The organism is Pontibaca methylaminivorans (assembly GCF_900156525.1).
Lineage (GTDB): Bacteria > Pseudomonadota > Alphaproteobacteria > Rhodobacterales > Rhodobacteraceae > Pontibaca > Pontibaca methylaminivorans.
Map to the genome: position 1 here is coordinate 96,910 of NZ_FTPS01000002.1, position 23,965 is coordinate 120,874.

22 protein-coding genes and 1 riboswitch are annotated in these 23,965 nt (G+C 67.0%); of the genes, 15 read left to right on the forward strand and 7 right to left on the reverse strand.

Going from position 1 to position 23,965, the window contains the following annotated elements:
- Window positions 1–4: 4 nt before the first annotated feature.
- Window positions 5–1,390 carry a hypothetical protein gene (locus B0B01_RS11810; protein WP_076650265.1) on the reverse strand — a complete coding sequence of 462 codons (1,386 nt, stop codon included), beginning with the start codon at window positions 1,388–1,390 and terminating at the stop codon, window positions 5–7.
- A 227-nt stretch (window positions 1,391–1,617) separates the two neighbouring features.
- On the opposite strand from B0B01_RS11810, the gene B0B01_RS11815 reads away from it, so the two are divergent.
- From B0B01_RS11815 to B0B01_RS11830, 4 genes are all read left to right on the forward strand, one after another.
- Window positions 1,618–2,397 carry a gluconate 2-dehydrogenase subunit 3 family protein gene (locus tag B0B01_RS11815; protein ID WP_234967796.1) on the forward strand — a complete coding sequence of 260 codons (780 nt, stop codon included), beginning with the start codon at window positions 1,618–1,620 and terminating at the stop codon, window positions 2,395–2,397.
- The gene (locus B0B01_RS11820) at window positions 2,394–4,166 is read left to right on the forward strand and encodes a GMC family oxidoreductase (protein ID WP_234967797.1); all 1,773 of its coding nucleotides are present in this window, start codon (window positions 2,394–2,396) and stop codon (window positions 4,164–4,166) included. Before B0B01_RS11815 ends, B0B01_RS11820 begins: the two co-directional genes overlap by 4 nt.
- Before the next feature lie 3 nt (window positions 4,167–4,169).
- On the forward strand, window positions 4,170–5,525 hold the full coding sequence (locus B0B01_RS11825) for a cytochrome c (RefSeq protein ID WP_076650267.1): 1,356 nt from the start codon (window positions 4,170–4,172) through the stop codon (window positions 5,523–5,525).
- 136 nt (window positions 5,526–5,661) lie between these two features.
- Window positions 5,662–6,081 carry a response regulator gene (locus tag B0B01_RS11830; RefSeq protein ID WP_076650268.1) on the forward strand — a complete coding sequence of 140 codons (420 nt, stop codon included), beginning with the start codon at window positions 5,662–5,664 and terminating at the stop codon, window positions 6,079–6,081.
- A gap of 30 nt (window positions 6,082–6,111) precedes the next feature.
- On the opposite strand, the gene B0B01_RS11835 is transcribed toward B0B01_RS11830, so the two are convergent.
- Complete coding sequence (locus B0B01_RS11835) at window positions 6,112–8,334, reverse strand: PAS domain-containing protein (RefSeq protein WP_076650269.1); 2,223 nt, start codon at window positions 8,332–8,334, stop codon at window positions 6,112–6,114.
- 296 nt (window positions 8,335–8,630) lie between these two features.
- Between B0B01_RS11835 and B0B01_RS11840 the strand changes: the two genes are divergently transcribed.
- Window positions 8,631–9,137 carry a ferritin-like domain-containing protein gene (locus B0B01_RS11840; RefSeq protein ID WP_076650270.1) on the forward strand — a complete coding sequence of 169 codons (507 nt, stop codon included), beginning with the start codon at window positions 8,631–8,633 and terminating at the stop codon, window positions 9,135–9,137.
- A gap of 45 nt (window positions 9,138–9,182) precedes the next feature.
- Here the strand turns inward: B0B01_RS11840 and B0B01_RS11845 are convergent, their stop codons facing one another.
- Together B0B01_RS11845 and B0B01_RS11850 are read right to left on the reverse strand one after the other, a co-directional pair.
- Window positions 9,183–9,500 (reverse strand): hypothetical protein, encoded by a 318-nt coding sequence (locus B0B01_RS11845; RefSeq protein WP_076650271.1) that lies wholly within the window; start codon window positions 9,498–9,500, stop codon window positions 9,183–9,185.
- A 95-nt stretch (window positions 9,501–9,595) separates the two neighbouring features.
- Window positions 9,596–9,988 carry a YidH family protein gene (locus B0B01_RS11850; protein ID WP_076650272.1) on the reverse strand — a complete coding sequence of 131 codons (393 nt, stop codon included), beginning with the start codon at window positions 9,986–9,988 and terminating at the stop codon, window positions 9,596–9,598.
- A 160-nt stretch (window positions 9,989–10,148) separates the two neighbouring features.
- Window positions 10,149–10,252: riboswitch (TPP riboswitch) on the forward strand.
- A 239-nt stretch (window positions 10,253–10,491) separates the two neighbouring features.
- Between B0B01_RS11850 and thiS the strand changes: the two genes are divergently transcribed.
- Genes thiS through tenA form a run of 5 tightly spaced genes read left to right on the forward strand, consistent with a single transcriptional unit; the run spans window position 10,492 to window position 13,725 of the window.
- Window positions 10,492–10,686 carry a sulfur carrier protein ThiS gene (gene thiS, locus B0B01_RS11855; protein ID WP_076650329.1) on the forward strand — a complete coding sequence of 65 codons (195 nt, stop codon included), beginning with the start codon at window positions 10,492–10,494 and terminating at the stop codon, window positions 10,684–10,686.
- 3 nt (window positions 10,687–10,689) lie between these two features.
- A complete protein-coding gene (locus B0B01_RS11860; RefSeq protein ID WP_076650273.1) occupies window positions 10,690–11,454 on the forward strand; it encodes a thiazole synthase in 765 nt (254 codons plus the stop codon).
- Complete coding sequence (locus tag B0B01_RS11865; protein WP_076650274.1) at window positions 11,451–12,050, forward strand: thiamine phosphate synthase; 600 nt, start codon at window positions 11,451–11,453, stop codon at window positions 12,048–12,050. Before B0B01_RS11860 ends, B0B01_RS11865 begins: the two co-directional genes overlap by 4 nt.
- Window positions 12,026–13,039: a HesA/MoeB/ThiF family protein gene (locus B0B01_RS11870; RefSeq protein ID WP_234967798.1), complete on the forward strand. Its 1,014-nt coding sequence runs from the start codon at window positions 12,026–12,028 to the stop codon at window positions 13,037–13,039. Before B0B01_RS11865 ends, B0B01_RS11870 begins: the two co-directional genes overlap by 25 nt.
- Window positions 13,040–13,041: 2 nt before the next feature.
- Window positions 13,042–13,725, forward strand: a complete 684-nt coding sequence (gene tenA, locus B0B01_RS11875) for a thiaminase II (RefSeq protein ID WP_076650331.1) — start codon at window positions 13,042–13,044, stop codon at window positions 13,723–13,725.
- A 111-nt stretch (window positions 13,726–13,836) separates the two neighbouring features.
- Here tenA and B0B01_RS11880 read toward each other — a convergent pair whose 3' ends face one another.
- Together B0B01_RS11880 and B0B01_RS11885 are read right to left on the reverse strand one after the other, a co-directional pair.
- Complete coding sequence (locus B0B01_RS11880) at window positions 13,837–14,151, reverse strand: antibiotic biosynthesis monooxygenase family protein (RefSeq protein WP_076650275.1); 315 nt, start codon at window positions 14,149–14,151, stop codon at window positions 13,837–13,839.
- 112 nt (window positions 14,152–14,263) lie between these two features.
- Complete coding sequence (locus B0B01_RS11885) at window positions 14,264–16,339, reverse strand: TonB-dependent receptor domain-containing protein (RefSeq protein ID WP_083946331.1); 2,076 nt, start codon at window positions 16,337–16,339, stop codon at window positions 14,264–14,266.
- 408 nt (window positions 16,340–16,747) lie between these two features.
- On the opposite strand from B0B01_RS11885, the gene B0B01_RS11890 reads away from it, so the two are divergent.
- From B0B01_RS11890 to B0B01_RS11910, 5 genes are all read left to right on the forward strand, one after another.
- Complete coding sequence (locus B0B01_RS11890; RefSeq protein WP_076650276.1) at window positions 16,748–17,824, forward strand: hemin-degrading factor; 1,077 nt, start codon at window positions 16,748–16,750, stop codon at window positions 17,822–17,824.
- A 16-nt stretch (window positions 17,825–17,840) separates the two neighbouring features.
- Window positions 17,841–18,734, forward strand: coding sequence for a heme/hemin ABC transporter substrate-binding protein (locus tag B0B01_RS11895; RefSeq protein ID WP_076650333.1), 894 nt, complete (start codon window positions 17,841–17,843; stop codon window positions 18,732–18,734).
- A 37-nt stretch (window positions 18,735–18,771) separates the two neighbouring features.
- On the forward strand, window positions 18,772–19,833 hold the full coding sequence (locus tag B0B01_RS11900) for a FecCD family ABC transporter permease (protein ID WP_200805455.1): 1,062 nt from the start codon (window positions 18,772–18,774) through the stop codon (window positions 19,831–19,833).
- A 7-nt stretch (window positions 19,834–19,840) separates the two neighbouring features.
- Window positions 19,841–20,668 carry a heme ABC transporter ATP-binding protein gene (locus B0B01_RS11905; RefSeq protein WP_076650277.1) on the forward strand — a complete coding sequence of 276 codons (828 nt, stop codon included), beginning with the start codon at window positions 19,841–19,843 and terminating at the stop codon, window positions 20,666–20,668.
- A 209-nt stretch (window positions 20,669–20,877) separates the two neighbouring features.
- On the forward strand, window positions 20,878–22,983 hold the full coding sequence (locus B0B01_RS11910) for a TonB-dependent receptor domain-containing protein (RefSeq protein WP_076650278.1): 2,106 nt from the start codon (window positions 20,878–20,880) through the stop codon (window positions 22,981–22,983).
- 89 nt (window positions 22,984–23,072) lie between these two features.
- Here B0B01_RS11910 and B0B01_RS11915 read toward each other — a convergent pair whose 3' ends face one another.
- Window positions 23,073–23,960: a cation diffusion facilitator family transporter gene (locus tag B0B01_RS11915; RefSeq protein ID WP_076650279.1), complete on the reverse strand. Its 888-nt coding sequence runs from the start codon at window positions 23,958–23,960 to the stop codon at window positions 23,073–23,075.
- Window positions 23,961–23,965: the final 5 nt, after the last annotated feature.

Genomic DNA, 23,965 nt, shown 5'->3' on the forward strand with positions numbered 1-23,965 from the left:
GCGGTCAGCGGCGGCGGCGGGGGCCCTCGTCGTGCCCGCCATAGCGCCCGGGACGGTCGTCATCGTCCTCGTCGCGATAGCGGCGCGAATAGTCCGGCCCGCCACGCCCGCCGCCAAAGCGGCCCGGCCGCCCGCCGCGTTCACCCTCGTCGTCGTAATAGCGCGAACCCACGGGGCCGCCTTCGGGCCGTCCCGGACCGCGCCGGGGGCCGCGATAGGGATCCCCGAAATCGTCGTCGCGGTCGCGGGGTGGCCGCGGCGCGGCGCGGCGCTCACGGCGCACGTCCGGGCGCATGTCGCGACGGTCGTCGTCGCGCTCGTTGCGATAGCCGCGCCGGTCGTCGTCGCCGTCGCGGTCCCGCGCGCCGAGGAAACCGCGATCCATGCCCCAGTCCTCATGCGGCAGCGGGTCGTCATGGCCGTAGGGATCATAACCGGTGCCAAAGACGCGCCGTCCCCGCACCGGTTCGTGATCGTCGCGATAGCGTCCGCGGCCGGGCGGGTCGCGGTGTTCCTGCCGGTAGGGGCGCTGCGCCTCGACATCGGGCGCATAACGGTCGCGGCCGTCGTGAAAGCGCGGATCGCCGCGGCGGTCGCCGTCAAGGCGCCGGGGGCGCCCGCGCCCTTCCCGTTCGTCGCGTTCCCGCCCCTCGTCGCCATAGCGCGCGCGTCCGCGCCCGGCGAGATGGTGCAGCCGGGGCCTATAGCGCCCGCGCTGGTCCGAAATATCCTCGATGCAGTCCTCGATGCGCTCGCCCAGTTCGTCCGATTCCACTCCGGCCGACCTGGCCTTGGCCAGAATCCCGGTGCGCTGCTTTTCCTGGCGCTCGACGATCTCCTTGATGCAGCGTGCCGCCACCCGCACCCGGGCGAGTTCGAGCGGCCCCTCCAGTTCGTCCTCGGAATGGTTCAGCAGGAAGGTGACCAGATCGGCTTCGACCGCTGTTTCCGAGAGCGGGCCGAAATCGTCGAGGCCGGCATCGCAGGCCGCCTCGTAGAGTTCGTTGAAGGTCTCGGCGTTATAGGCCCATTGCTGCGCCATGCGGCGGCGCAGATCGGGGGCCTTGTCGTCCTTGTTCAGCTTTTCGGCCTCTCCGACCAGAGAGCGCGCCTTCTTGTTCTGCTCCCGCAGTTCGGCAAAACCGTCGGTTTCCGATTCGCTTTCGCCGGACTGGTCGCGGTCATCGGGTTTCTGGCCGGGCCGGTCGTTCGCCGTGGCGGCCTTGCCGGCGCTCTGCCGTATCGGCTGCTTGTCCCTGTCCTTGTCCCTGTCCCTGTCCTTGTCGGTGTCGTCCTTCGACGCGGATTGCAGCCCGGTCTGACCCTTGGGCTGTTCCTTGTCGTCGGCCTTCTGCGGATCGTTACCGGGAGTTTCCGTTTCGCGTGCCATGAGTTTCCGCCTCCATGATATCGGTCCCTATGAACCGGAAGGCGGCGCGAATGTTCCTGCGCCGATCGACTGTTTGCGGCGGCCCCGCGGCGCATGCCGGGGCGAAGGGAGCGCGCCGGTTTCCCCGGCCCGTTACCCGCCCCGCGCGGAGGGCCGAAAAAATTCGGTCGGAACAATCCCTGCGTGAATCCGTTGGCCCGGTGTGCCCGGCTGCGAAAGGGACAGACATGACCACCGAAAAACGCGCAAGAAAACAATGCGCAGCAGCATCCAGCCCCGATTCCATGGCCCGCCACCCGGATGCGCCGGCTTGGGGAGAGATCACCCGGCGCGGGCTGCTTGGCGCCGCGCTCGGGGGTACGACGCTGGCCGCCGCGGCGGTTCCCGCGCTCGCCCGCGACACCCGCAACGAGGTGCCGCTCGATCAGGTCACGCCGACCTTCTTCGGGCCGCAGGAATGGGCGCTTCTCATTGCCATCGTTGACGTCTTTATCCCCGCCGACGGGGATGGGCCCGGGGCGCTCGAGGCGGGCGTGCCGGTTTTCATCGACCGCCAGATGGCGGGTTTCTGGGGGCAAAGCGAATGGTGGTACATGGAAGGGCCGCACCATCCGGACGCCGACCCCAATCTCGGGTTTCAGTCGCCGCTGACCCTGGCCGAGATCATCCGGGGCGGGCTGTCCCATTTCGACGACTGGTGCCGCGATCAGCACGGCGCCGCCTTTGCCGAACTGGGTGCGGAGGATCGCAACAAGGCCCTGGGGGCGCTCATGGACGAGAAGACCGGCCTGCCGCCCGAGTTGCGCGATTTTCCCGATTTCCTGCTGACCAGCACCAAGCAGGGCTATTTCTCGGATCCGCGTCACGGCGGCAACCGCGGCATGCTCGCCTGGAGCTATATCGGCTATCCCGGTGCGCGTGCCAATTTCCTCAGCTGGACCAACCCGGCCCGCGACGCCGAGCCCTATCCGCTCGGCCCCGTATCCATCAACGGAGACCGCGCATGATGGCACGCAAACTGCCGAAGAAGGATGTGGCCATTGTCGGGCTGGGCTGGACCGGTTCGATCCTGGCCATGGAACTGGCGAAGGAGGGGCTCGACATCGTGGCGCTCGAACGCGGGCCGATGCGGCGCACCGTCAACGATTTCCGCTATCCCGAGAACACCGACGAACTCACCCATGCGCATTATTTCAAGCTGATGCAGCGCCCCCATGAGTCGACGCTGACGATGCGCCATTCGACCGGGCAGAGGGCCCTGCCCTACCGCCGGCTCGGATCGTTCCTGCCGGGCATCGGGGTCGGCGGCGCCGGCGTGCACTGGAACGGCCAGAACTGGCGCCCAGAGGCGGCGGAGTTGCGTCTGCGCAGCTATGTGACCGAAACCTTCGGCGCCGACATCATCCCCGACGACATGCAGATCCAGGACTGGGGCGTCACCTACGAGGAGCTCGAGCCGCATTTCGACCGCTGGGAGCGGCTGATCGGCTGCACCGGCATCGCCGGCAACATCAAGGGCGAGATCCGCGCCGGCGGCAACCCCTTCGAGGCGCCCCGCAGCGCCGAATACCCGCTGCCGCCGCTGCCGCAGGCCAGTGCCTCGCGCCGGTTCCACAAGGCGGCCGAGGACATGGGATTGCATCCCTTTCCCCGCTCCGGCGGCAACGCCTCGCGCGCCTATGTCAACGAATACGGCATGCAGCTTGGCCCGTGCACCTATTGCGGATTCTGCGAATGGTATGGCTGCTACAACTATTCCAAGGCCTCGCCGCAGACCTGCGTGCTGGATGCGCTTTATCAGCGCCCCAATGTCGAGGTGCGCACCGAGGCCAACGTGATGAAGGTCGAGCTTTCGAGCGACGGCAAGACCGCGACCGGGGTCACCTATCTTGACGAGAACCACGAGGAAATCTTCCAGCCGGCCGATCTGGTGCTGATCTGCGCCTTTCCGATCCACAACGTGCACCTTCTGCTGCTGTCGGGCATCGGCGAACCCTATGATCCGGCGCGCGGCAGCGGCGTGGTCGGGCGCAACTATGCCTATCAGATGATGGGCGGCACCGACGCCTTCTTTTCGGATGCGCAGTTCAAGCCCTTCGTCGGCGCCGGCATCGAGGGCACATGCGTGCTCGATTACGGGATCGAACAGATCGACTTTGCGCGCGAGGGCTTCATCGGCGGCAGCTATATCAGCGTCGGCCTCACCAACGGGCAGCCGATCCGCTCCATGCCCCTGCCCGAGGACACGCCGGCCTGGGGCGCGGAGTGGAAACAGGCGGTCGGCAAGTGGTACGGCAAAGCGCTGAACATCGGCAGCCACGGCTCGAACATGAGCTATCGCGACTGCTATCTGGATCTGGATCCGACCTATCGCGACCCGTTCGGCCGGCCGCTTTTGCGGATGACCTTCGACTGGAAGCCAAACGACATCCGCATGACCCGTTTCATGCAGCGCCGGACCGAGGCACTGGCGCAGGCGATGGAATCCGACAGCTTCAATTCGTCCTACAAGGACGAGGACAGCCATTACGACATCCGCCCCTATCAGACCACGCATAACGTCGGCGGCGCGGTGATGGGGACCGATCCGGCGACCAGCGTCGTCAACCGCTATCTGCAAAGCTGGGACGTGCCCAATGTCTGGGTCTCGGGGGCGTCGGCCTTTCCGCAGAACATCCAGTTCAATCCGACCGGCGCGGTCGGGGCGCTGACCTACTGGATGGCCGAGGCGCTGCGCGACTATATCCGCAATCCGCGGCCGATGATGAGGGGATAGACCATGCGAACCTGGCTGCGCGTCATCCTTGCCCTGGCCGTGCTTGGCGCCCTTGCGCTGGCCCTGTTCGTCTTCTGGCCGCTGCGGCGGACGGCGCCGGAAGAACTGGCGGTGGCGGATGACAGCATGGCCTGGCCCGAGATGGCGGATGCCGATTATCCCCACCTTGCCGCCCTTGCCGCCGATTGCGCCGCCTGCCACACGGCCCCGGACGGCGCGCCCTTTGCCGGCGGGCGTGCCTTCAATACCCCGTTCGGCACCATCTATTCCGCCAATATCACGCCGGACCGCGATACGGGGATCGGTGATTACAGCCTCGACCAGTTCCGTGCCGCGGTGGTGGACGGCATCCGCGCCGACGGAGCGCATCTTTATCCGGCAATGCCATATGCGAGTTTCCGCAAACTGGCGGAACGCGACATCCGGGCGCTTTACACCTATTTCACCGAAGAGGTGAAACCCGTGCGCGCCGGCACCCGCAAGGCGGAGATGACGTTTCCCTTCAACCTGCGCTTCGGGGTGCGCGCCTGGAAATGGCTGGCGATGCCCGATCCCGGTTTTGCGCCGCCCGATGACCCCGTCCTTGCGCGCGGCGCCTATCTGGTCGAGGGGCCCGAACATTGCGGCGCCTGCCATACCGAGCGCAATCTCCTGTATGTGGAAAAGGGATATTCGGCGGCCGACCCCGATTTCCTGATGGGGGGCGTGCTCGAAGGCTGGCCGGCCCCGGCGCTGCGGGGCGAGGACGGCGCGCCCGCGCGCTGGTCGGCCGAGAACCTCAAGGCCTATCTGCGCGACGGTCGCAACGACCACAACGCCACGGCCGGAGAGATGACGCTGGTCATCCGCCATTCGCTCCAGCACCTGCCCGAAAGCGACATCGACGCGATGGTGGCCTATCTGCGGTCGCTGGCGCCGAACGGCGGCGGCGATGCGCCCCCGCCCGCGCCCGAACGCGATGCCGACCGGATCTGGACGGCGGCGGAGGCCGGCGGGACGACGACCATGCTGGCCCGGGCGGATCCGGCAGGGCTCGATCCTGGCGCGCGGCTCTATCTCGACAACTGCTCGGCCTGCCACATGATCGACGGCAAGGGCGCGCCGCGGGTCTTTCCCGAACTCGACGGCAACCCGGTGGTGACCGACGCGGCCCCCGGTGGTCTGCTGCAGATGATCCTTTACGGCGACGAGATGCCCGCGACCGCCCGCATGCCGATGCGGCTGGCCATGCCGGCCTATGCCCGGCGGCTGAACGACGAGGACATCGCCGCGCTGGCCACCTTCGTGCGCAGCGCCTGGTCGAACCATGCCGATGCGGTCAGCGCCTCGGATGTCGCGGACGAACGCGCCCGGTACTGAGCCGCGCCTGCGGGTTCCGACCTGCCCCCGGGCCGCGCGCGGGCGGGGACAGCGGGAAATCCGTGTCGTCAAGACTTCATGACAGGTGCGCGGAACTGCGATATGGTCGCCCGGAGTCACCATATCGGAGCGACCCATGAGTTCGGATATCTGTCTCCCCCTTGCCGGCAAGACGATTCTCGTGGTCGAAGACGAATATTTCCAGGCCGAGGATCTCGAACAGGCGCTTGTGAAGGCCGGCGCGCGACTGGCCGGCCCCTGCCCATCCGTCGCGGCCGGGCGGATCGCGCTGGACGGGGAGCCGATCGACGCCGCGGTTCTCGACATCAATCTCGGCGGTGAAGACGTCTACGCATTGGCCGAGATACTGAACACCCGGAAGATCCCGTTCCTCTTTGCGACCGGCTATGACCGCGCGAGCCTGCCGCGGAGTTACCGTGGAACTCCGGTTCTGGAAAAGCCTTTCGGGATCGAGCAGCTTCTCGATGCGCTGGTCGGCCTTTGCGAGAGCGGGGAACGGCAGGCGGCTCGCAAGCAGCGGGCCCGGCAGGACTGACGTGATCGGGCGACCGTCCGGGCCCCGTGCTCAGGACGGCGCGACCGCCTGCAGCGTGCTGGCCGAGACCGGGATCGAGATTTTGCAATGCACGCCGTCGGGGGTGAGCACATGGCTGGTGCGCGCGCCCAGTTGATAGGGCAGCGCCCCGGTGATCAGATCGCGCCCCTTGCCGGCGCCATTCGGCAGGCCGGAGGGCATGACCACGCCACTTTCGCGCCAGTCGATATGCAGCCAGGGCGATCCGCTCGCTTTCGGCTCCAGCGACCAGGTAATGGCAAGCCGCCCCGGCGCCTGGCCCAATGCGCCGTATTTGACCGCGTTGGTCGCGAGTTCATGCAACGCCAGCGCCAGGGTCTGCACCGTCGACGAACGCAGGCGAACATTGCCCGGACCCGACAGGGTCGTCCGGCCCATGTCGGCGCTCATGGCGTCGAGCTCCGCCCGGATCAGTTCGTCAAAGGTGATCCGGCTGCCGCTTTCCAGCCGGGACAGAAGGCCGTGGATGCGCGCAAGGGCACTCAGCCAGTCGCCGAAACGGGTGCGGAAATCGGCCAGGTCGGTGCTGTCCCGCCCGATCCGGTCGGCCAGCGCATGAACGATGGTCATGAGGTTGCGGGTGCGGTGCTGGAGTTCGGCCACCAGCATCTGCTGACGTTCGTTCGCCTGCTTCGCCGCGGTCACATCCAGGCCGATGCCAGCCAGCGCCCAGACATTTCCGGCGCTGTCCACCAGCGGGAAATCCACATTCCGGATCCACCGCAGATCCCCGGTATCGGCACGCCGGATGCGGAATTCATGTTCGACGAGGGCGCCCGCGCGAATGCGCCGGATGTTGTCCAGAACCCGCTTGCGGTCCTCGGGCAGGACCATCCGCAGCCAGAAGCGCAGGCTCCTGTCGAACACCGCGCCGTCATAGCCATAGATCGCCGCCGATGCCCGGCTCGACAAAATTGTCCGCAGGCTGTCCACGTCGCGGATCCACAGGACACCGGGCGCGGCATCCGCGAACTGGGGGAACTGCGCCTCGCGCTCGCGAAGCTGCTCCTCCACGACCTTGCGCCTTGTTATGTTGCTGCCGGTGCCGAGCCACTCGGTGATCTCTCCGTCGCACCCGAAGATCGGGATCGCACGCGCAAGCACCCAGCCGGTCTGGCCGTCGGCCATGCGCACCCGATGCTCGAGCTCGAATTTCGACCTGGTGCGGATCGCCTCGTCAATGGCCGCCTCCAGCTCGTCCCGGTCCTCGGCCAGGATGTAGCGTTCCCGCCAGTCCGCGATGGGTTCGGTGACCGGTGACAGAAAATCGCTGCTTTCGAGCTGATACAGAAAATGCCAGTCGGCGCTCATGCGATAGACCGAAATGGCGCCGGCGGTGGCCAGCGCGCGGAAGCGCGCCTCGCTCTGGCGCAGGGCATCCTTTGCCCGCGTCTCCGCATCCACATCCATGATGATGGAGACCGCCCCGACGATCTCTCCGTCGGCATCGCGCAGCGGCACGGCCGAGGCATTGGTCCAGATCGCGGCGCCCGACCGGTCGGTGTGAAGGAAATCAATGCCGGGAACGCAACGCTCGCCGCGCAGGGCCCGCGCGCCCGGGAAATGCTCCGGCGCGACCGGCTCGCCGTCACTGGTCCAGCCGCGCCGGCGCGAGGCCGAGGTCGAATCATGCGACAACAGCCGCTTGTTGGGAACGAAACGCTCCCATTCGGGATTGGACAGGATCACCCGCCCTTCCGTATCGGTGAGCGCAAGACCGACGGGCAACACGTCGAGCAGGGCCGACTGCAACCGCACGGCCTTGTCCCTTTCCCGCTCCGCGCAGATCCTGCCGGTCGCATCCGCCGTGACATTCAGAAGGCCGGCGACGCGCCCCTCCTCGTCGCGGATCGGCGAATAGGAAAAATTCCACCAGGTGTTCTCGGGATAGCCATGCCGTGTCATCAGCAGCGGCATGGCTTCGAAGCGCAGGGATTCGCCCGCGAACACCCGCGTGACAAGCGGTTCGATCTCGTCCCAGATCTCGGGCCATGCGTCGCGGAACGGGATCCCGAGCGCCGCGGGGTGGCGCTCTCCCAGCATCGGGGCATAGGCATCGTTGTAGATCATCGTCCGCTCGCGGCCCCAGGCAAGCTGCATCGCGTGGCCCGAGCCAAGCACGATGTCCACGGCGGTCCTGAGATACGGCGGCCAGGTTTCGATCGGGCCGAGCGGCGTCGCGGTCCAGTCGAAGGCGCGGATATGGCGTGCCATTTCTCCATCACCGGGCGGCCAGGACGCTGCGCACATTTTCTTGGGCATCTGACTGTCCGTTCCGGCGGTTCTGACGGGCGCTTCGGGTTTCATCTGTCCTGCGAGCCGACTGTCCGGCGGAGCCGATGCGGCCTGTCTCGGATCAGTTCTGCCCTTGCGGAAGGTAACGCGTCAGGACGTCATAAGGTTCACCGCCGTGCCCGTCCATGGACCAGCGGACAAAACGCCCTGTCCGGCGCGGGAACAAAGCAGGGTGCCGGCGATTTCAGGAGGTCTCAACCCGAAAGGACGAACCGATGAAGACGACAGAGGATATTTTCCTGGCGTGGCTGCGCGATGCTCACGCGGCCGAGAAACAGGCGCTTTCCCTCCTGAGCACGCAGGTGGAGCATCTCGTTCACTATTCCGAACTGCGCGCACGGATCGACCAGCATATCGCGGAAACCGAAGAACAGGTGCGGGCGCTGGACGGGTTGCTCGAAAGCTATGACACCGATTCTTCGGCGATAAAGGACGTGACGGGCCGCATGATGGCCTTTGCGCAGGGCATCGGCGGTGCGGGTGCCGTCGACGAAGTCGTCAAGGGCAGCATATTCAGCTACGCGTTCGAGCAGATGGAGATCGCCAGCTACAAGGCCCTGATCGCCGTGGCGCGGCGCCTGAACGACCCCCGCGCCGTCGAGGTGCTCGAGGCCATTCTGCGGCAGGAGGAGGCCATGGCGCAGTGGCTGGCCGAGAACCTGGAGGCGGTCACGAACGAATACCTGCTTCGCAACGAGAGTGGCGAGGAAGCAAAACGCTGATCGGCGCCCGCCGGCGCGCCGTTGCGCCGGCGGCCCCTGCGGGGGTCAGAACATCTGCCGCCGCAGCGCCCTGCCGAGGCGGCGCGAATTGCCGGAGGTCTTGCGGCCCAGCGGGCCGAGCGCCGCACTCGCGACCTGATCCGGGCGCTTTCCCTGCAGCACGGCAGTTCCGGCCTGCACCATCGACCTGGCAAAAGCCTCCTGCTTTTCGCTGACCATCCGCGCCGATTCTCCCGGCGCCAGTTGCCAGAGCCCGGCCATTCCGGCCATGCGCATCATGATGATTGCCTGGGCCTCGGCATTCATTCGCCAGAAGGCGAAGCCGAGCTTCCAGTATTGCAGAACGGGTGTGGGCCTGATCATGTTCGGTGCTCCGGTTGAGAGGGGATCAGTTAGCTCTTGGCGGCGCGGCTGCCAGTGCCGGATGAACCCGCGCGCCGACGGGCCGGACGGGCCATTCAGGACAGCCACAGAATCAGGGCAACAAGAAGCGAAGCAACGCTCAGAGTCACGGCGATCAGCCACATGCGGCCGGCCGGCATCGATTCGACGTCATGTTCGTTGATGCGCCGCTGCGCCCTGCTGTCATGAACGGCGGCAATCAGGAAAATCATTATGGCGATGGCGATGAACAGGCTCGCCGCGATCTTGGCGATCCAGACCGGTTCCATGCTGTGAAATACCGCCTGCAGGCCGATCCCGACGACCAGCGATGACATGCCGGTCCGCATCCAGCTTCCGAAGGTGCGCTCGTTCGACAGCAGGACGCGGTCTTCGGACCATCCGGTGCGCATCTCGGAAAGATCGGACTTGTCCCGGCTGAATTCGATCTTCTTCTCGTCGTCATCCATATCTGGTCCCCGTCCCCGGCACCGGGGCAATATCTGCGCGCCGCGGCGCGTCTTTCGGCGCCCCCTTTCGGATCCCGAACAAGCGACCGTGGCGAAGGTTCCCGCCCTCCGGCCGCGCGCCCGGCTTGCAAAGGGGCCGGCGGCGCACTAGGCTGAGGGGACTTACTCGTTGGGGTGCCCCGCTTGCCGGGGCTGAGAGGCGCAGGCCGACCCATCGAACCTGATCCGGGTCATGCCGGCGGAGGGAACGGGTAGCTTGACGATGCAGGGCGGTATTGCGCCCAGGAAAGCCCCCGCGACAAATCCGTCGGCCGAAATGGGGGCGACGTGACTGCAATCGCATGTTCATCACAGACTCGGGCAACGCGTCCGACACCGGCTCTGACACCTGGTCCGGCTGCGGCACCGGCATGTCCGGGCCGCCCGCACCCGGCCCCGGCCGGACCGGCCGGCCATTGCGCGGGCCGCTGGTGCATCCCCGACATCATCAACGGAGGATCGAGATGAAGATCACCCTTAACGGCGAGGCCCGCAGGACAAGCGCCGCGACCCTGGCCGACCTGCTGGCGGAATGCGGGTTCGACGGGCGGATCGCCACCGCCCGCAACGGCGATTTCGTGCCCCGCACGCAGCGCGGCGCGACGCCGATTCACGACGGCGACCGGATCGAGGTCGTCGCCCCCATGCAGGGGGGCTGAGCCATGCCGGTTTTTTACGGGGTCGGGATCGACAACCCGCTCATGCTGGGCACGGCGCGCTATCCCTCGCCCCGGGTGATGGCCGAAGCCTTCCGCGCCTCGGGCGCGGAAGTCGCCACCGTCAGCCTGCGCCGCGAAAAGGGCGGCAGCCAGGAATTCTGGAACACCGTCAAGGATCTGGGCGTCCGCGTCCTGCCCAATACCGCCGGCTGCTTTTCGGTGAAGGAGGCCGTGACCACCGCCCATATGGCACGCGAGGTCTTTGAAACCCCCTGGATCAAGCTGGAGGTGATCGGCCATCCCGACACGCTGCATCCCGACATCTTCGGCACGATTCAAGCCGCACGCATCCTGAATGACGAGGGGTTCGAGGTCTTTCCCTATTGCACCGAGGATCTGACCGCCTGTCAGCAACTGCTTGATGCCGGCTGCCGGGTGCTGATGCCATGGGGTGCGCCGATCGGCACCGGGATCGGCCTTGCCAACCCGACCGGGCTACGCCTGCTGCGCGCGCATTTCGCGGATGTGCCGCTGGTCATTGATGCCGGCATCGGGTTGCCCTCGCAGGCCGCCCGGGCGATGGAGATGGGCTTTGACGCCGTGCTGCTGAACACCGCCGTCGCCCGCGCGGGCGATCCCGCCGCCATGGCGCAGGCGATGATGCGCGCGGTCCGGGCGGGCCGTGCGGCCGCGGTGTCCGGCCCGATGGAGCGGCGCGAGATGGCTGTTCCCTCGACCCCGTTCGACGGCATGGCGGATCTGGCATGACGCTGCCGCGGTTCTACCCGATCTTCGATTCCGCCGACTGGCTGGTGCGGATGCTGCCTCTTGGCGTCGGGTTGGTGCAACTGCGCATAAAGGACCGCAGCGAGCCCGACACCCGGGCCGAGATCATCCGCGCCCGCGATCTGTGCCGCGAACACGGCGCGATCCTGATCGTCAACGATCACTGGCGCATCGCCATCGAAGAGGGCTGCGACTGGATCCATCTGGGGCAGGAGGATCTGGATGCGGCCGACCCGGGCGCGATCCGCGCGGCGGGGCTGAAACTGGGCATATCCACCCATGACGATGCGGAACTGTCCCGCGCGCTGGCGCTGGATCCCGATTACGTGGCCCTGGGTCCGGTCTGGCCGACGGTGCTGAAAAAGATGAAATGGCACCGTCAGGGCGTCGGCAAGCTGACCGAATGGAAGGCGCGTATCGGCGATGTGCCGCTGATCGCGATCGGCGGATTGCGCCCCGAACGCGCCGCGCCAGCCTTTGCCGCGGGGGCGGATGTGGTCTCGGTCGTGACCGACATCACGCTGAACCCCGACCCCGAGGCGCGCGTGCGCGAATGGCTGCGGGTGGTGGTGGCGTGAACCGCTATGCCCGTCAGATGATCCTGCCCGAGATCGGCAGCGAGGGTCAGGCCCGCATCCGGGGCGCGCATCTTCTGGTGGTGGGCGCGGGCGGGCTGGGCGTGCCGGTCGTGCAATACCTGGCCGGGGCGGGCATCGGGCGGATCACCCTGATCGACCCCGATATCGTCGAGGAATCGAACCTGCACCGCCAGCCGATCTATGGCCCCCATGTCGGGCGGGCCAAGGTGCGGGCGGCGGCGGATGTCCTCCGCGCGCTGAACCCGCAGACCCGCCTTGTGCCGCTGTTCGAGTGGCTGACGCCGGACAATGCCCCGATGCTGGTCGCGGGGGCCGATCTGGTCCTTGACTGCGCCGACAGTTTCGCGGTGAGCTATCTGCTTTCGGATTGCTGCATGGCGGCGGGAAAGCCGCTGATCTCGGCCTCCGTCCTGGGGCTTGCGGGCTATGTCGGCGGGTTTTGCGGCGGCGCGCCGAGCTTGCGCGCGGTGTTCCCCGACCTGCCCGAGAACCTGGCCACCTGCGCCACTTCGGGCGTGCTGGGACCGGTGGTCGCGATGTTCGGGCTTCTCCAGGCGCAGATGGCGCTGGCCCTGCTGATCGGGCTCGAACCCTCGCCGCTCGGCCAACTGATCCGGCACGAGATGCCGGGCTTCCGCAGCACCGCTTTCCGCTTTGACGCGGCGCCCGAACCCGAGGGCCCCTGCCACCGCTTCATCGCGAAATCCGACCTGCGCACGGGCGATTTCGTGGTCGACCTGCGCGACGAGGCCGAGGCCCCCTGCCCGGCCGCGCCCGGTTCCCGCCGCATGAGGGTCGAGGATTTCGGCCCCTCCGGCCCCTTTCCCGCTCCCGGCCAGCGCGCGGTTCTTGCCTGCCGCTCGGGCCTGCGTTCATGGCGCGCCGCCGACCGGCTGCGCCCCCATTGGGATGGCGAGATCGTCCTGCTGGCCGACCCGCCGCCCGTTTCCACAGGAGAAGACCCGTGACCATCACGAACACCGCCCCCGATTACGGTCAGAGCTTTGCCCGATGGCGGGCCCATTGCCCCGATCTCTGGCACGACTACACCCATCACCCCTTTGTCGAGGGGCTGAAGGACGGCACCCTGCCCCGCGCCGCGTTCCTGACCTATCTGCGCCAGGATTACCTGTTTCTGATCCATTTCTCGCGCGCCTGGTCGCTCGCCGTGGTCAAGGCCGGCAACCTGGCCGAGATGCAGGCGGCCAGCGCCACGGTGCATGCGCTTCTGCATTTCGAAATGGCGCTGCATGTCGAGATCTGCGAGGGCGAGGGCATCAGCCGCGCCGAACTCGAGGCGGCGGAGGAAGCGCCCGCCAACATGGCCTATACCCGCTATGTGCTCGAGGCCGGCTATTCGGGCGATTTCCTTGACCTGCTGGCGGCGCTCGCGCCCTGCGTCATGGGGTATGGCGAAATCGGCGAACGGCTGCTGCGCGAGGCCGGCGAGACCCCCTATCGCGACTGGATCGAGACCTATGGCGGTGAGGAATTCCAGACGCTGTGCCGCGACACCGGGGCGCTGATCGACCGCGCGATGGCCGACCGGCTGGGGACCGATCCGCAATCGCTCCCGCGCTGGCCGGTGCTCTGCCGGCATTTTGCCAATGCCACTCGGCTCGAGATCGGCTTCTGGGGTCTCGGGCGGGCGTGACGCGAAAGGCGTGAAGGGCGGACGGGGGCAGGGGCGATGGGTGCCCTGACCCCGCCCGCGACCCGGCACGTGCTGGAGCGGACCCGGACGGCCGGGGCGCCATGGCCGCGGTCAGGCGCCTTCGACGACGGAGAAACCCTCGAACTGCGGGTGGCCGTCGGTCAGCACCTTGCCCGAGCCCGAACTGCGGTGATTGTCGCGGAAATTCTGCGATTTCGTCCAGGCGATGAAATCCTCCTTGCTTTCCCAGACCGTGTGCGAGGCAAACAGCGTATGGTCGCGCCCCTCTTCCTGCGGGCCGCGCAGCAAATGAAAGCTCTTGAATCCCTTCATCTGGGGCAGGCGGGTCTCGCGGTTCTTCCAGATATTCTCGAACTCCTCCTCGGATCCGGGGCGGACCTTGAAACGGTTCATGGCAATATACATCGTCGGTTCCCTTTTTCTGGCTCTGCGGGTGTTGGTCCGCAGGTCGTGAGGATGCGCGCGGCATCGGTGATCGCCGCCCGGCTCCTGCGGCCGGGCGACATGATAACGGCGGTCAGAAGCGGAAGTTCGCGGTCAGATAGGCGGTCCGCCCCTGCCCCGATCCGAAGGTGCTGAGCGCCGGCGTATAGGCGCGGTCGAACAGGTTGGTGATCCTGAGCCCGATCTCGGCATTCTCGCGGAACTCGAAGCTCGCGAAGGCATCGACCAGCGTATAGCCCGAGGTCCGCTCCAGCACCGGAGGCATGTCGCCCGAGGCCGCCACGTCGTTGGAAACGTAATGGATCCGTCCGCCAAGGTGCAACCGCCTGTCCAGGAGCCTTGTGCCGGCGGTCAGGGTGGCGATGTCGTCGGGCAGATTGTTGAGCGCGCCCAGACCCGGCTGCTGCGGCGGCAGTTTGCTGTCGGTGTGGGTATAGGCCAGGTCCATGTAGAAGCTGCCCGTATCATAGCCCGCGCCGATCTCGACACCCCGCTGCCGCGACGTGCCGGGCAGGTTGACATATTGCATGCGCCCGAAATCGGGATTTACGCGCGCGGCGACGTAATCCGTGATGTCCATGCTGAAAAAGCCGATCTTGGCGCTGAGGCTGTCACCGGCCATGAACAGGTTGTCGCGCTGGATATTGGCGCCGAGCTCCCATCCCCTCTGGCGCTCGGGGCGCAGGTCCGGGTTGGGCAGGAACGCGGCCGAGGTGCCGCCCGGATGGTCGCCGCCGGTCATGGTTTCCTGAATGGTCGGGGCGCGCATCGACTGCGACCAGGTGATATAGGGCTGCAGCCAGTCGGTCGCCTGCCAGGCAACCGTCAGCCGCGGGTTCAGCCGCCCCTTTGACTGGTCAACCCGGTAGGCCCCGAAGACACCCCCGGCATCCGCCGCCCCGTCGAGGCTGTAATGATCGTAACGCAGCGCCGCGATCACATCGAACCGCCCGTAGGTAAAGGTGTTCTCGGTAAAGATCGCGCGGGTCGCGGCCCGGCCGGCAGCCGGGTTCACGCCGCTGTTCTCTGCCGTCACCTTGTCGCGGAAATATTCGATGCCGTTTTCCGAGCGGACATCGACAGCGCCGATCATCCCCGTTGATACGTTCGAGACATCGAACCCGATGCCCCGGTCCCTGATCCTGCGCCCGACCGCCGAGGCAAAGGGCGAATCCGGGTCGATCGGCGACAGGTATTCCATCGAAAGGTCGTTGTAATAGAGATTGGCCGACAGATCGACGGCGGCGTTACCGGCGGGGTCGTAACGGTAACCGGCGGTGAAGGTGCGGTTGTCGATCCGCTGGTTGTAGGAGTTGGCCCCGAATTCGTTGCGGTAGACAAGGCCGCCAAAGCTCAGCCGGTGGCCATTGCCGAATTCGAATTCGCTCTTGAACAGGCCCGATCGCAACTCCTGCCCGGTGCTGGTCTCGCGCTGGCCGTTGCCGTTCTTGTAATCGTCCGAGGACCGCCCGCTGAGGCCGATCACGAAACCCGCCCCGCCGCTGCGGAACGCCCCGGCGATCATCTCGGACGGGCCGGCCCCGTTGCTGCCCCACTGCATGCGCGCGATCATGCCCCGATCCTGCCCCTCGGACAGCACGTCATCGACGCCGATGGTGCGGTATCCGACCGATCCGGCCAGACCGCCGCCCCCGGCGGTGGTGACCGCGCCGCGCCGCACATCGACCGAGCGCAGGAAGGCCGGATCGACATAGGTGAACCCGCTGGCCTCGTGCCCGGTGAAGCGGAAGTTCTGCCGCACCCCGTCCACCGTGGAGGTAACGCGCCCCGATCCCTCGAAACCGCGGATATTGACCGCGACGCCCGGCTGCTGGGCATTTTCGCGGGTGAAGGTGCCGGGGGTCGAGCGCAGCACGCTGTCAAGCTTGTCATTGCCGAAGGTGCGGATGGTGTCCTGGCCGATCACGCTTTCGCCCGCCGGCACAGTCACCGCGATACCGCGCTGCGGGGCTTCGCCGCTCACCACGATCTGGCCGAGGCGGGTCTCGGTGTTCTCCCGTTCTCCCGCCTCGTCGCGTTCCTCGCTCGCGGCGGCCACGTCCTGCGCCCGCGCGCTGTCCGGCATGCCCGCGGCAGCCAGCATCGTGCCGCCAAGCAGCACTGTCAAAATCAACCTTTTCGGCCCCATGGCCCGCTCCCCTTTCGATGTCTGCACGGTTCTTGCTGCGGGCTGGCGTCAGGTGCCGTGAGAGGCGGGGCTTGCTGGGCAGGTCTGTCTTACGTGGCAGGATTATACTTGACTGTTTTAGTCAGTCGGCGCAGTTACTAGGCAGCCAGACTGAAACGGTCAAGCCTTATCGTTCCGCGATCCGTCAGTGCCAGCGCCTCGCCGGCACCGAAAGCCACAGGGGGCCGCGCCGGCGGGGACAGCCTGCCCGGACCCCGGCAGCCATTGTCCGCATCGGGGCGCTCATCGCCAGTGCCCCCGGGCGGTCCGGACCGACACCACGAACCCGAGCCACGGCCCCGCGCCGCAGCCAGCGACCGATTGACCGGGCGATCCCCTTCGGACGCCCCAGGGCAGAAAGCCAAGCAGATGACCCACGACAGGAAACCCGCACCGGAACAGATCCGCGAGGCGCGGCAGGAAAATCCCGACATGCGAGAGCGCGACTTCGCCCGCGATCTCGGCATTTCCGAGGCCGATTACATCGCCGCCCATGTCGGTGCCGAGGGGCCCCTCACCGCGCGCCGGATCCTGCCTTTCGCGCGGGAACTGCTTGGCCTTCTGCCGAAGCTCGGCGAGGTCATGTCGCTGACCCGCAACGACAGCGCAGTGCACGAAACCATCGGCACCTTCGGCCGGTTCATGTCGAGCGGCGGCGCCGCTGCCGCCTTTGGCGACAACATCAACCTGCGCCTGTTCTTCAAGCACTGGGCACATGGTTTCGCGGTCGAAAAGCGCGACAATGACACGGTGAAACGCAGCCTGCAGTTCTTCGACCCCGCCGGCGAGGCGGTGCAGAAGATCCACCTGCGCCCGGAATCGGACCTTGCCGCCTTCGAGGCCCTGGTCACGCGGCTGATCTCGTCCGACCAGTCGCAGACGGTTTCCACCGCCCCCTACCCGCCCGCGCCCGAAGATGCCGTCACCGTCGACAATTTCGCCCGCCGCGACGACCTGCGCGAGCTCTGGACCGGGATGACGGATGTGCACCAGTTCTGGGACATCCTGCAGAAGATCAACGTCCCTCGCCGCGTGGCGGTGCATTGCGTGGGCGAGGATTGCGCCTGGCCGCTCGCCGGTGACGCCATCGACAGGGTGCTCGCAGCGGTTTCCGCCAGCGGGACCGAGACCATGTGTTTTGTCGGCAGCCGCGGCTGCACGCAGATCTACGGCGGCCCGATCGGCACCGTAAGGCCGATGGGCCCGTGGCTGAACGTGATGGATCCGAAATTCCACCTGCACCTGCGCACCGACCATATCGCCGAGGTCTGGGCCCTGCGCCGGCCGATCGCCGAGGGGCAGTTGTCCTCGGTCGAGGCCTATGATGCGCAGGGGCGCCTTGTCATCCAGTTCTTCGGCGCCCGCCGGAACGGTCAGGACGAACCCGCCGAATGGCGCGCCATCGTCGATGCGCTGGAACGGCGCCCCCATCCGCAGGCGGCATGAGGCGGGGCCGGATGACATGATGCGATCCATCGCCACACGGACCGGACGGGGGGCGGCTTTTGCCCTCTGCCTGCTCGCCCAGCCCCTGCAGGGTGCCGCCGCCGACACCGCCGACCTGTCCGATGCGTCGCGCATCCTTTCGGTCGGCGGCTCGATCACCGAAATCATCTATGCGCTTGGTGAACAGGATCGCCTGGTCGCCCGTGATACCACCAGCACCTATCCCGAGGATGCGCTGAAACTGCCCGATGTGGGTTACATGCGCGCGCTGTCGCCCGAGGGCACGCTCTCGGTCGACCCCGATGGCATCATCATGCTGGAAGGCAGCGGCCCGGCCGAGGCGATCGACGTGCTGCGCGAGGCGGATATCCCGATCGTGACAATCCCCGAAACCTTCGATCTGGACGGGATCCTTGAAAAGATCCGCGCCGTGGGCAGCGCGCTCGGGGTCGAGGACAAGGCCGGATCCCTTGCGCAGCGGATCGAGCGCGATATCCGGGCCGTGATGGCCGAGACCGCCGGCGGGGAACAGCCGCGCATCCTTTTCGTGATTTCGCTGCAGGCGGGCAAGATCATGGCATCGGGCACCGGCACCGCGGCCGACGGCATCATCAGGATGGCGGGGGCCGAGAACGCGATCACCGGCTATTCCGGCTACAAGCAGTTGACCGACGAGGCGCTGATCACAGCCGCCCCCGACATCATCCTGACGATGGAAGTGGACGCGGCGGACCTGGCGACCGGGGAAGAACTGCACGCCCTGCCCGCGATCGCCGCCACGCCGGCCGGCAAGGCGGGCCGGATCATCAGCATGGACGGCACCTATCTGCTCGGCTTCGGCCCGCGCACGGCGGCGGCGATCCATGATCTGGCGCTGATCATAAAGGACAGGCCGAAAGATGAGCAGTGACCCCGAGATGCTTCACCTCCCGCGATTGTCCCGGCGGATGAAAGACGCCGCGCCCGAGGGCGACCGCTCGCGGCGGGCGCGGCTCACCATGGTCGGGCTGGCCCTGATGCTGGTCGCGGCGCTGCTGTTCAGCCTGTCCTACGGCGCCTCGGACGCCTCGGCGCTGGCGGTGGCGCGCGACCTGCTGTCGGCGCAGGATACCGGGCTTTCGGCCCACGACCGCCTGATCGTCTATGACATCCGCCTGCCGCGCGCGGTGCTGGGCATCATGGTCGGAGCGGCGCTTGCCGTTTCCGGCGCGGCGATGCAGGGGCTGTTCCGCAACCCGCTTGCCGATCCGGGGCTGATCGGGGTTTCGGCCGGGGCGGCGCTCGGCGCGGTCGGGGTCATCGTTCTGGGCGGCACCTTCCTTGGCCCGGTGACGGCGCTGTTCGGGCGCTATACGCTGCCGCTTGCCGCCTTCGCCGGCGGGCTGGCCTCGACGTTGCTGCTTTACAATGTCGCGACCCGGCGCGGGCAGACGTCGGTCGCGACCATGCTGCTTGCCGGGATCGCGCTCGCGGCACTGGCGGGGGCGGTGATGGGGGTGCTGATCTTCAATGCCGACGGCCGGCAGTTGCGCGACCTGACCTTCTGGGGGCTCGGCTCGCTGGCCGGTGCCACCTGGGCCAAGGTCGCGGCGTCCGCGCCGATCGTGATCGCCGCGCTGGCCGCGATGCCCTTTCTTGCGCGCGGGCTGAACGGGCTCGCCTTCGGCGAGGCGGTGGCGCATCACCTCGGCATTCCGGTGCAGCGGCTCAAGAACGCGACCATCATCGCCGTCGCCGCCGCCACCGGCGCCTGCGTCGCGGTCAGCGGCAGCATCGGTTTCGTCGGCATCGTCGTGCCGCATCTGCTGCGGCTGCTGATCGGGCCGGACAACCGCTATCTGCTGCCGGCCTCGGCCCTGCTGGGGGCAAGCATGCTGCTCATGGCCGATTCGGTCGCGCGCGGCATCGTCGCCCCGGCCGAACTGCCGATCGGCATCGTCACCGCACTGGTCGGCGCGCCGTTCTTCCTGTGGATCCTGCTGCGCCGGCGCAGCGTGGTCGACCTGTGAGGCCCTGATGATCGAGATCGAGAACCTGGGCGTCACGCTCGGCGGCAGGGAGATCCTGCAGGACATCGCCCTGACCGCGACGCCCGGCGAAGTGACCGCGATCGTCGGGCCGAACGGATCGGGCAAATCGACCCTGATCAAGGCCGTCTGCGGCGATCTGCCCAGCCGGGGCCGGATCCGCATCAACGGTCGCGACCTGCACGCCATGGCGCCCTGGCAGGCGGCAGAGATGCGCGCGGTGCTGCCGCAATCGGGGGTGCTCGCGTTCCCCTATACGGTGCGCGAGGTGGTCGCGCTCGGCCTCAGCGCCGGGCGGGCGGGCAGCGCCGAGACCCGCGACCTGCCGGAGCGGGCGTTGCGCCACGTCGATCTCGACGGGTTCGGCGGGCGCTACTATCAGGAGCTTTCCGGCGGCGAGCAGCAACGCGTGCAACTGGCCCGCGTGCTCTGCCAGATCTGGCGGCCGGTGCTGGAGGGCATGCCGCGCTGGCTGCTGCTGGACGAGCCCGTGTCCAGCCTCGATATCCGCCATCAGCTTCTGATCATGGGGCTTGCCCGCGATTACGCCCGCGCCGGCGGCGGGGTCATCGCGGTGCTGCACGACCTGAACCTGACCGCGATGTTCGCCGACCGGATCGCCGTCATGCGACAAGGGTGCATTGCCGCCACCGGGCGCCCGGGCGAGGTCATGACCGACCGGATCCTGTCCGATGCCTATGACTGCGACCTGCATGTTTCGGTGCCGCCGCGCCCATGGGTGCCCTTCGTCCTGCCGCAGGCCGCGGGCCCGGCGTCCCATGGTCCCGCGCCGTCGGCCGCGATGCCGGATCCGTAACGCCGGACTCGTGACGGCGACGGCCCCATAGGCAGGGCGCTGTTACAAGATTGTAACGCTGCAGCTTTATTTGCAGCGGGCTTCTTTACCCGACTTTTTCACTAAACTAACGGGTTTCCGATGACGCTCAAGGCACGGCACACCTGCTCCTTGTTACCAGGGCCCACCCAGAGAACATCCTATCCCTCGGACATCGAACAGGTAATACCATGACCAATAAGAGCATACCGCTCGTCCGGCGCCGCTGGCGCAAACGCCATGCGGCCCTGCTGGCCCTGACCGCCCTCACAGCGCCGGTGATCGCGCAGGCCCAGCAAAGCGGCGAGGGCACCCTGACCCTGGATGCCATCACCGTGACCGCCGGCGGCTTTGCCCAGACCGTGCGCGATGCGCCGGCCAGTGTCACGATCATCACCAGCGAGGAACTGGCGAAGGGCAGCTTCACCAACCTGACCGACGCCATCCGCAACATTCAGGGCGTGGTCGCGACCGGCACCGCCAACGAGCAGGATATCTATATCCGCGGCCTGCCGGGCCAGTACACGCTGATTCTGGTGGACGGCAAGCGGCAGAACACGCGCGATGCCCGCACCAACGGCAGCGCAGGCATCGAGCAGAGCTTCATCCCCCCGATTGCCGCGATCGACCGGATCGAGGTGGTGCGCGGGCCGATGTCCTCGCTTTACGGCTCGGATGCGATGGGCGGTGTGATCAACGTCATCACCAAGCCGGTTTCCGACGTCTGGACCGGTTCGATGACCGCCGAGACCACCTTGCAGGACGAGGCCGGCTTCAAGAACAGCCGGCAGTTCTCGTTCTATGCGGCCGGTCCGCTGATCGGCGACCGGCTCGGGCTGCAGCTCTGGGCGCGCAAGTTCGACCGCTCCGCCTCGCCCATTCCCGACGGGCTGAACGGGTCGGACGATTACGATTTCGGCGGACGGCTGACCTGGGCGCTCAATGAGAACAACCAGCTCATGCTCGAGGCCGGAAAGACCCTGCTCACCAGCGAGGATTATGGCGATCTCGGCTATCGCGACAACGACCGCCGCCACTGGTCGCTGACCCACAAGGGCCAGTTCGGTGATCTCGATACCGAGTTGAGCCTGTCGCAGGAAATCGGCGAACGCACCACATACAGCCGCACCGCGCTCGATACGGGATGGGAAGAAAACATCCGCTCGCCCGAAGTCCGCAACACCGTGGTGGATGCGAAGGGATCGCGGCCGGTCGAATGGTTCGGCACGCATAACCTGACCTTCGGCGGCCAGTTCATCCACACCACCGTGAAGGACCAGAACCCCGGCGCGCAGGCGGATCTGCCCGAGGAGGATCGTTTTGACGAGAAATTCTCGCTCGACGAATGGGCGCTCTATGCCGAGGACGAATGGCACCTGCGTGACGATTTCATCCTGACGCTCGGCCTGCGCTACAGCGAACATGAACTTTACGGCGGTCATATCACGCCCCGGATCTACGGCGTCTGGGATGCCACGCCCGCGCTGACCATCAAGGGCGGCATCTCGACCGGTTATCGCGCGCCCGACATCCGCACCATCACGCCGGGTTATGCCTATACGACCGGCGGCCGCGGATGTTCCGGCAACACCCCGCCAAGCTGCGGCGTCATTCTGGGCAATCCCGACCTCGAACCCGAACAGACCACCAATTTCGAACTGGGCATGATCTACGAGGGGACGGATTTCACACTGGGCGCCACCGCGTTCCACACCCGGTTCAAGGACAAGCTGCAGCAGATCCGCACCACCGATCAGTGGACCGACGGTCCGCAATACACGGCACCGGACGGCAGCCTGCATTATTACGACATCTTCCGTAACTTCAACGTGGACCGGGCCGAGATCACCGGGCTGGAGCTGACCGGCGACTGGATCCTCAGCCCGACCCTGACGGCGCGCGCGAACTATACCTACACCCGTTCGCGCCAGAAAACGGGCGATTTCGCCGGCTTCCCGCTGGCCCGCACGCCCGAGCACATGGCCAACCTGCGGCTGGACTGGCAGACGCCGGTCGAGGGGCTCGACAGCTGGCTGAGCGCGAATTACCACGGCTCGGAAATCGCCTCCGGCCTGCGGATCGGCAGCAACGGCCGGCCGGTCACGATCAACGGGGAATCGGGGCAGAAATACGCGCCCTACACCACCGTGGATATCGGCATGAACTATCGCCTGACCGAAAGCGCGACGGTGAGCGCGGCCCTTTACAACGTCTTCAACAAGGACGTGCAGGCCGATGAGTTCAACACGGTGGTCGAGGGCCGCCGCCTGTGGCTCGGCCTGACCTCCACATTCTGAACCCGCCCTGTCATGCGGCCCTCGGGCCGCATGGCACCGGCAGCCGCCCGCCAGATCGCCGGTCATGCCGCCCCGTTCAGGCCGGGGCATCAGCTTATCACGATTCCCGAATGCTTGGCCTTTTCCTCCGGCTCCACGTGGATCGTGATGTGCGGCTGTCCGAGTTCCCTGCGGATGGCACGCTCAACCCGGTCGCAGATCGCATGTGCCGTCTCGACCGTCATGTCACCCGGCACGACAAGGTGGAATTCCACGAAGGTCTGGGGACCGGCCTGGCGCGTCCGCAGGTCATGCGCCTCCAGCGCGCCATCGGCGGTGAGGGCGATAATCTCGCGGATGCGGTCAAGTTCGGCATCCGGCAGGGCGACATCCATGAGCCCGCCGATGGAATCGCGCAGAAGCTGCCAGCCCGACCACAGGACGGTCACCGCCACGAACGCGGCCAGCGCCGGATCGAGAACCGCCCAGCCGGTCAGCGCGACAAGCACGACCCCGAGCAGCACCCCGACCGAGGACACGATATCCGTCAGAAGGTGGCGCCCGTCCGCCACCAGCGCGGGCGAGCGCAATTCCCGCCCCCAGCGGAGCAGCCGCCAGCACCAGACACCGTTCACCACGCCGGCCAGCGCGTTCATCAGCAGCCCGAGCGGGGCGGGATTTATCGGCACGGGATGGCGAAAGCCGTTATAGGCCTCGCGGAAGATCAGAAGCGCGGCGACCACGATCAGGGCACCCACGAGCACGGCCGAGAAATACTCGATCTTGCCGTGCCCATAGGGATGGTCGGCATCGGCCGGTTTCGAACTGGTCCAGACGGCGAACAGCGCGGCCACCGCCGTGACCACGTTCACGATGCTTTCGAGCGCATCGGAATAAAGGGCAATGGACCCGGTCAGCCAATAGGCCAGGAACTTCAGCCCGAGGACAAGGAGGCCGACCAGAATGCTGCCGGCGGCGATCTTGTGGATGCGTGTCATGTCGC